At 69.7% G+C, this 7,312-nt stretch carries 5 protein-coding genes and 2 pseudogenes; 4 read left to right on the top strand and 3 right to left on the bottom strand.

Going from position 1 to position 7,312, the window contains the following annotated elements:
• The 3 genes and pseudogenes from ACSHSS_RS18270 to ACSHSS_RS18260 form a co-directional block, all read left to right on the top strand.
• Nucleotides 1–1,672 (top strand): annotated as a pseudogene (locus ACSHSS_RS18270) (DUF802 domain-containing protein); the annotation flags it as partial.
• A gap of 3 nt (nt 1,673–1,675) precedes the next feature.
• Nucleotides 1,676–2,320: an OmpA family protein gene (locus ACSHSS_RS18265; protein WP_006397894.1), complete on the top strand. Its 645-nt coding sequence runs from the start codon at nt 1,676–1,678 to the stop codon at nt 2,318–2,320.
• Nucleotides 2,317–2,958 carry a DUF2894 domain-containing protein gene (locus tag ACSHSS_RS18260; protein WP_105822956.1) on the top strand — a complete coding sequence of 214 codons (642 nt, stop codon included), beginning with the start codon at nt 2,317–2,319 and terminating at the stop codon, nt 2,956–2,958. Before ACSHSS_RS18265 ends, ACSHSS_RS18260 begins: the two co-directional genes overlap by 4 nt.
• Here the strand turns inward: ACSHSS_RS18260 and ACSHSS_RS18255 are convergent.
• The 3 genes from ACSHSS_RS18255 to ACSHSS_RS18245 form a co-directional block, all read right to left on the bottom strand.
• Entirely contained in the window at nt 2,955–3,584 is a 630-nt protein-coding gene (locus tag ACSHSS_RS18255; protein ID WP_445545331.1) for an acetyltransferase, read from the bottom strand. The two genes, ACSHSS_RS18260 and ACSHSS_RS18255, sit on opposite strands and share 4 nt — an antisense overlap.
• Before the next feature lie 510 nt (nt 3,585–4,094).
• A complete protein-coding gene (locus ACSHSS_RS18250; protein ID WP_006397897.1) occupies nt 4,095–5,378 on the bottom strand; it encodes an isoprenylcysteine carboxylmethyltransferase family protein in 1,284 nt (427 codons plus the stop codon).
• Between the two features lie 121 nt (nt 5,379–5,499).
• The gene (locus ACSHSS_RS18245) at nt 5,500–6,972 is read right to left on the bottom strand and encodes a collagen-like triple helix repeat-containing protein (protein ID WP_230938469.1); all 1,473 of its coding nucleotides are present in this window, start codon (nt 6,970–6,972) and stop codon (nt 5,500–5,502) included.
• Between ACSHSS_RS18245 and ACSHSS_RS18240 the strand changes: the two are divergent.
• Nucleotides 6,908–7,312, top strand: a pseudogene (locus ACSHSS_RS18240) (highly repetitive protein); the annotation flags it as partial. The gene ACSHSS_RS18245 and the pseudogene ACSHSS_RS18240 sit on opposite strands and share 65 nt — an antisense overlap.

Here is a 7,312-nt window from a genome sequence, read left to right as displayed (position 1 = left end):
GATGGCGGCGAAGCTCGGCGACGAATGGCAACGTGCGGGCGTACACAGCGCAGGCCGTCAGCAGGAAATCTGCGATGCGCTCGCGCAAACGACGCGCGATCTCGCTGCGCAAGCCGCCACCTTCGAACAACGCTCGAACGATCTGCTGACGACGATCCGCGACTCGCACACCGGCCTGCAGACGCAACTGGCGGCGCGCGACGAAGAACGTCTGTCCGCATGGAACGAATCGCTCGCTGCGATGGCGGCGAAGCTCGGCGACGAATGGCAACGTGCGGGCGTACACAGCGCAGGCCGTCAGCAGGAAATCTGCGATGCGCTCGCGCAAACGACGCGCGATCTCGCTGCGCAAGCCGCCACCTTCGAACAACGCTCGAACGATCTGCTGACGACGATTCGCGACTCGCACACCGGCCTGCAAACGCAGCTTGCCGCGCGCGACGAAGAACGACTGTCCGCATGGAACGAATCGCTGGCCGCGATGGCGGCGAAGCTGGGCGACGAATGGCAACGTGCGGGCGTACACAGCGCCGGCCGTCAGCAGGAAATCTGCGATGCGCTCGCACAAACGACGCGCGATCTCGCCGCACAAGCCGCGACCTTCGAACAACGTTCGAACGATCTGTTGACGACGATTCGCGACTCGCACACCGGCCTGCAAACGCAGCTCGCCGCACGCGACGAAGAACGCCTGTCCGCATGGAATGAATCGCTCGCTGCGATGGCGGCGAAGCTCGGCGACGAATGGCAACGTGCGGGCGTACACAGCGCAGGCCGTCAGCAGGAAATCTGCGATGCGCTCGCGCAAACGACGCGCGATCTCGCTGCGCAAGCCGCCACCTTCGAACAACGCTCGAACGATCTGCTGACGACGATTCGCGACTCGCACACCGGCCTGCAAACGCAGCTGGCCGCACGCGACGAAGAACGCCTGTCCGCATGGAACGAATCGCTCGCCGCGATGGCCGCCGCGCTGCGCGACGAATGGCAGCAGGCGAGCGCACACGCGGCCGCGCGTCAGCAGGACATCTGCGACACGCTCGCGCGCACCGCGAACGACATCGCCGCGCAGGCGCAGGCACAGGCGAGCGACACGATCAACGAGATCGGGCGGCTCGTGCAGGCCGCATCGGAAGCGCCGAAGGCGGCAGCCGACGTTGTCGCCGAACTGCGCCAGCGGCTCTCGGAAAGCATGGTGCGCGACACCGCGATGCTCGAAGAACGCAGCCGTCTGCTCGCGACGCTTGAAACGCTGCTCGGCGCGGTCAACCACGCGTCGACCGAACAGCGCGCGGCGATCGACGCGCTCGTCAGCACGTCGGCCGATCTGCTCGACCGGATCGGCGCACGCTTCAACGACACGGTCGACGCGCAAAGCCGCAAGCTCGATGCGGTCGCCTCGCAGGTGACGGCCGGCGCGGTCGACGTCGCGAGCCTCGGCGATGCGTTCGGCGCGGCCGTGCAGGTATTCGGCGAGTCGAACGACAAGCTGCTCGCGCATCTGCAGCGCATCGAGGCCGCGCTCGAGAAGTCGCTCGCGCGCAGCGACGAACAGCTCGAGTACTACGTCGCGCAGGCGCGCGAGGTGATCGATCTGAGCATGATGTCGCAGAAGCAGATCGTCGAAGATTTGCAGCAGATCGCCGGGCGGCGCACTTCCGTCGGAGCGTAAGCGATGCACGAGGAAATCGACGGCGGCGCGGAAGCCGCGCCGGTCTGGCCCGCGTTCGCCGACCTGATGTCGGTGCTGCTCGGCGCGTTCGTGCTGATCCTCGTCGGCGTGATCGGCATGCAGCTGCAGCTGACGTCGAAGCTCGAGGAAGCCGTGCGTGCGCGCCAGCAGGAAGCGCAGCAGCGCAAGACGCTCGAGCAGGCGCTCGCGGGGCCGCTTGCGGCGGGGCGTGTGACGCTCGTGAACGGGCGTATCGGGATCGCCGGCAACCTGCTGTTCGCGCTGAACTCCGATCAACTGCAGCCGGACGGCCGCGAACTGCTGAAGACGCTCGCCGGCCCGCTCGCCGCGTATCTGAAGACGCGCGATCAGATCCTGATGGTCAGCGGCTTTGCGGACGATCAGCAGGTGCGCGCCGGCAACCGGATGTTTGCGGACAACTGGGAGCTGTCGGCCAAACGTGCGCTGACGGTCACGCGCGCGCTGATCGATGCGGGCGTGCCGGCGTCGTCGGTGTTCGCGGCCGCGTTCGGATCCGAGCAGCCGGTCAGCTCGAATGCCGACGACGAAGGCCGCGCGAAGAACCGCCGCGTCGAGATCGCGCCGGTCCCGCGCAAGTCCGCCTCGAACGGAGGGCCGGCGCGGTGACGGTCGACCCGACGCAGGTGCGCGCGATGCTCGACGCATGGCGCGAGCAGGGCGCGGCGCGGCTCGATCCGGTGCGCTTTCATCGGCTCGACGCGCTCGAACGGCGCGCGGCCGCACTCGACGGCGACGCGCGCGCGTTGCTCGACGCGCGGCTCGCGGCGCTGGCCGACGAATACGCGCAGCTCGTCGCCCGCACACCGGCGCCGGCCGGCCCGGATGCGCCGCAAGCGCATGCCGCGCCCGCGCATGCCTCGTCGCGCGGCGCGCTGGCCGGACTCGTCGAGCGGCTCGCGCGCGACGCGCAGGCGGACCGGCGCGGCATCGATCCCGAACTCGTCGACTATTTCCGCGCGACCTGGGCGAAGGTCCGCACCGAACAGCAGTACCGGCAATCGCTCGACCAGGTCCCGCGCAATGCGGGGCCGCTCAATTCGAACAGTCTCGTGCACCGCTCGCTGTCGACGATGCGCGAGCTGTCGCCCGCGTATCTGCAGCAGTTCCTCTCGTATGTCGACGCGCTCGCGTGTCTCGAGGATCTCGTCGGCGCCGGCGCGCAGCCCGACAAGGACGCGGCGCGCACGAAGACGACCAAGCCCGCTAAGCCGGCGAAGAAGGGTACGCGTACGCGCGCGCGCTAGCGCCGCGACGGCTGCGCTAACGGCATCGCATTGCCGCTGCCCTGCGCGCCGCATACGGCATTCGTCATCGCGGTCGCGCGCGCCAGTTCGTCGAGCGTCCATCCACGACCGAGCAACAGCCGCCGCGTGTGCAGCGCATCGTGCACGTGCGTCGCAACGGCTTCGCCGAGATAGCGCAGCGCGCGGCCTTCGACGTCGACGAAGCCGTGCCGGTACTCGTGCGCGAGCGCGTTCCACAGCTGCGCCGCGCCGACCGACTGCCGCGCGCCGCTGATCAAGCACTGCCCCGCGTCGAGCGCCCATCGATAGAGCGCGGTCGCGAGCCCGCGGCGCTGCATCGATGCGCGCAGCCGCGTATGCGGCGCGCGCAGATGGCGATCGGCGCGACGCGGGATTTCCGGCAGCCGGTTGAACACCGTGTAGCCGGCCAGTTCGCGCGCGGCCGGATTTTCCACATAAAGAAAGTATTCGCCGTCCGCTTCGCGGTGGCGCACGATCAGGCCCGAGTCGCCGAGCGCGACGGCCGGCAGGCCGTGCAAGCGGTGGCCGCGCTCGTGCACGCGCGCGTAGAGTGCGTCGAGTTCATCGTCGATGTCGTGCTGGGCATGCTGTACGTCGATGCGCATGGCAAAAGGCGCCCGTCCCGGGCGTATCGAGAAGGTGGTTCATCGCAATAGGGAAAATGGAATGGAAGCGGCCCCCGTGCTCGACGCGCGAGCCGGGGCCGCGAATCAGCTGGGGATGTGCTGGAAACCGGCGGCGATCGCGACGAGGCCCGCGATGCAGAGTCCGAACAGGATCACGATTTTGTGGATCACGCCTCTCTCCTCAAGAACGCGCGGCGCGCAACGGCGGTGCCGCGGAGACGGTGACGACGGGCGACGCCCGTGCGGCCATCGTACGTAGCGATGGTCGGTGTGCGCGCATCGGTTGCGCGCGGACGGTCAGCACCATACGCGACGCACCCGGCGCGGGCAACCGGATCGACGGAGAAAGGCGACGAAAACGGCGCAAACGCGCGGTTTCGCGACGATCGGTCGCAACCGCGTACGCCGGGAAGCGGTGTCGTGCTCGAACGAATGGGCGGGCGTCGGCGCGCGATCGCCCCGACGCGCCGACGCCCGCGCCCGCGTGCGTCAGGCCGGCTGCCGCGCGCCGAATGCTTGCCTGATCCGCGCGAACAGCCCGTGCTGCGCGATCCACTCGGCGTACGCGCGATAGTCGGGGTCGCGCATCAGATGACGTTCCTCGGTCTTCGCGCGCACGTAGTAGATGAGATTCACCGCGACGAGCCCCGCGCAGTGCATCAGCCCGACCTGCCAGCCGAGCGGCTCGACGAACGGCACCGACACCATCCAGTACGACAGGTTCTTCGTGATGTAGGCCGGATGCTTCGTGAACCGGTACGGGCCCGACGTGATGATGCCGCGGTTCGTCAGGTTCGAGAAGCGCAGTCCGAACGAGATCGTCGACAGCGCGTACGTCAGCAGCAGCAGGATGATCACGGTGCCCCAGATCACGCGCAGCGTCGGCGCGGACAGCAGCCAGTTGTCCCAGAACAGCGAGCCTTCGTAGCGGATGTAGTTGTTCGAGATCAGCGACCAGAATGGCTGGTAGCAGATCAGCGCGGCGACCCAGCCGAGCGTCGTCGGCTCGACGGTGCGCACGTGGCTGTCGAGAATGCGGAACGTGCACAGATAGCCGACCGTGCCGAACATCAGGTCCATCGTGAACGACAGGTCGTAGAGGAAGACGAACGTCGCGAGCGTCATCGGCGCGTGCAGCGCATTCGCGAGCGACGCGCTCAGATGATCGGCGTCCTTCGACAGATAGACGGTCATCAGCGGCAGGAAGAACGCCTTCACGCCCCAGCCGGCGAGCATTTCGCGCACGGGCTGCCAGTTCGCGGGCTTTTCGCGGCGAAACAGGAAGCGGCCCCACAGCAGGTAGGCATCGTCGGTTTCGCGCTGATGGCGATCCATCCACGCGAAGTAGAACGGCGCAGCGACGATCACGTACGGCGCGAGCGAGCGCAGCAGCGACCAGAACGGCAGATAGAACGCGCCGTGATACTCGGGCAGCAGCCAGTAGATGGCGCCGATGCCGGCGTAGATCGACGCGAGCGCGCCGAGCCGCGTCGCGACGCGCGCGATGCCGAGCGGCCGCACGGCCTGGCGCGACAGCCCTGCGCTCGGGCGCAGATAGACGCGCGAGATCAGCAATTCGTACAGTGCGATCGTGCCGATGATCGACAGGCTCGCGACGACCGCGCGCGTCGCCGCGTCGAGATCGGGACGGTCGCGCGTGATCCAGAGCGCGAAGAGGCCCGCCGCGATGCCGAGCAGGCCGGCGCGGAACGGGGTGGCGGAACGGGGCGGGCGGTCCTGGACCGCAGCGATGCCGTCGAGCGTGGAATTCATGATCGGATCCTCGTCAGGATGGGGGGCCGGCGTCCCCGCGAGGCGGGTGACGCCGGTCGTCGGCCGGGCTTTGGAATGATGTGTGCCCGGCCATTGGCCTTTGGTTCTAGTGCGTACCGCGTTACTTCTTCGTGCCGCCCAGCAGACCGCCGAGCAGGTTCGTCACCGGCGACAGCAGGTTGCCTGTGCCGCCTGCAGCCGCTCCGCCGTTCGAACTGCCGCTCAGCCCGGCCGACACGGTGCCGCCGCCGGACGGCGTCGTCGCCGCGCCGCCGGCGCCGCCGGTCGCACCGGCGCCCGCACCGCCGCCGACGCCGGCCGTGGGCGGCGTCAGCGTGCCGGTCAGGACGCCGCCGACCGCGCCGGTCAGGCCGCCGCCCGGCGTCGTGATCGTGCCCGTCAGGCTCGCGCCGAGCGGTGTCAGCGTGTTGACGAGGTTCGTCACGGGCGCAAGCAGGCCGCCGACACCGGCGCCGCTGGTGCCGCCGGTGCCGCTCGTGCCGCTCGTTCCACCGGTGCCGCTCGAGCCGCCGATGCCGCCGAGCGTGCCGGTCACCGTGCCGAGCAGGCCCGTGATCGGGCCGAGCGGGCCGCCGCTCGTGCCGCTGGTACCGCTGGTGCCGCTCGTTCCACCGGTGCCGCTCGAACCGATGCCGCCGAGCGTGCCGGTCACCGTACCGAGCAGCCCCGTGATCGGGCTGAGCGGGCCGCCGCTCGTGCCACTGGTACCGCTGGTGCCGCTCGTTCCGCCGGTGCCGCTCGAACCGATGCCGCCGAGCGTGCCCGTCAACGAGCCGAGCAGCCCCGTGATCGGGCCGAGCGGGCCGCCGCTCGTGCCGCTGGTCCCGCCGGTGCCGCTCGATCCGCTGGAACTGCCGCCGCCGAGGCCGCCCGTCAGCGAACCGAGCAGGCCCGTGAGCGGTGCGAGCGGGTTCGTGCCGCTGGTGCCGCTGCTCGAGCTGCCGCCGTACACGAGGCCGCCGACCGACGTCACCGTGGCGCCGAGCTGACCGACGCTGCCGCCGAGGCCCTGGCCGACCGGGTAGTCGGTCGCGCCGCCGATCTTCGTGCCGGCGAGGCCGAGGCCGCCGCCGAGCGTGCTCAGCAGGCCGTTCAGCGGTGCACCGAGCAGCGTCGCGCTGCCGAGCGTCTGCGTGACGCCGGGCTTGTCGACGCCGCCGGTCAGCGTGTTCGTGATCGGATTGATCACCTTGCCGAGCTGCGTCTCGAGCTGCTGGACCGGCGTGCTGTTCAGCGCGGTGTTGAGGTCCGAGGCGGTCGAGTTCACGGCGGTGCCGACCGTGTTCGCGAGGTCGCCGACGAGCGTCGTGACCGGCGACAGCGGCGACAGCGGGCCCGCGCCCAGGCTCTTCACCGCGTTGCCGAGGTTGTTGACCGCGCCGCCGGTGCCGGTGAGCAGGCCGGTGGTCGACGTGAGCGTCGGGCCGAGCGGGTTCGCCGACACGCCGATCGAGCCGAGGCCGGCCGCGATCCCGTTGCCGACCGACTGCACGCCGTTGCCGAGGCTCGTGACGGCATTGCCGACGCTGGTCGCGGTCGTGGGGTTCGTGCCGGGGACCGTGACGCCGCCGATCTGTGCGCCGCCGTTCGCGACGACGGTGCCGAGCGACGTGACGAGATTGCCGGATTTCTGCAGGACGTTGCCGAGCGGGGTGACGCCGGTGCCGGAGGTGCCCGAGGTGCCCGAAGTACCGGAGGTACCGGAGGTGCCGGACGTGCCCGAAGTACCGGAGGTGCCCGAGGTGCCGGACGTGCCCGAGGTGCCTGAAGTGCCTGAAGTGCCTGAAGTGCCTGAAGTGCCGGAGGTGCCCGAAGTACCGGAGGTACCCGAAGTACCGGAGGTACCGGACGTACCCGAAGTGCCCGAAGTGCCCGAAGTGCCCGAAGTGCCCGAAGTGCCCGAAGTGCCCGAA

It is taken from the genome of Burkholderia sp. BC1 (assembly GCF_052683555.1).
The sequence above is the reverse complement of the archived record's forward strand: the minus strand, read 5'-3'. Positions and strand labels throughout refer to the sequence as shown.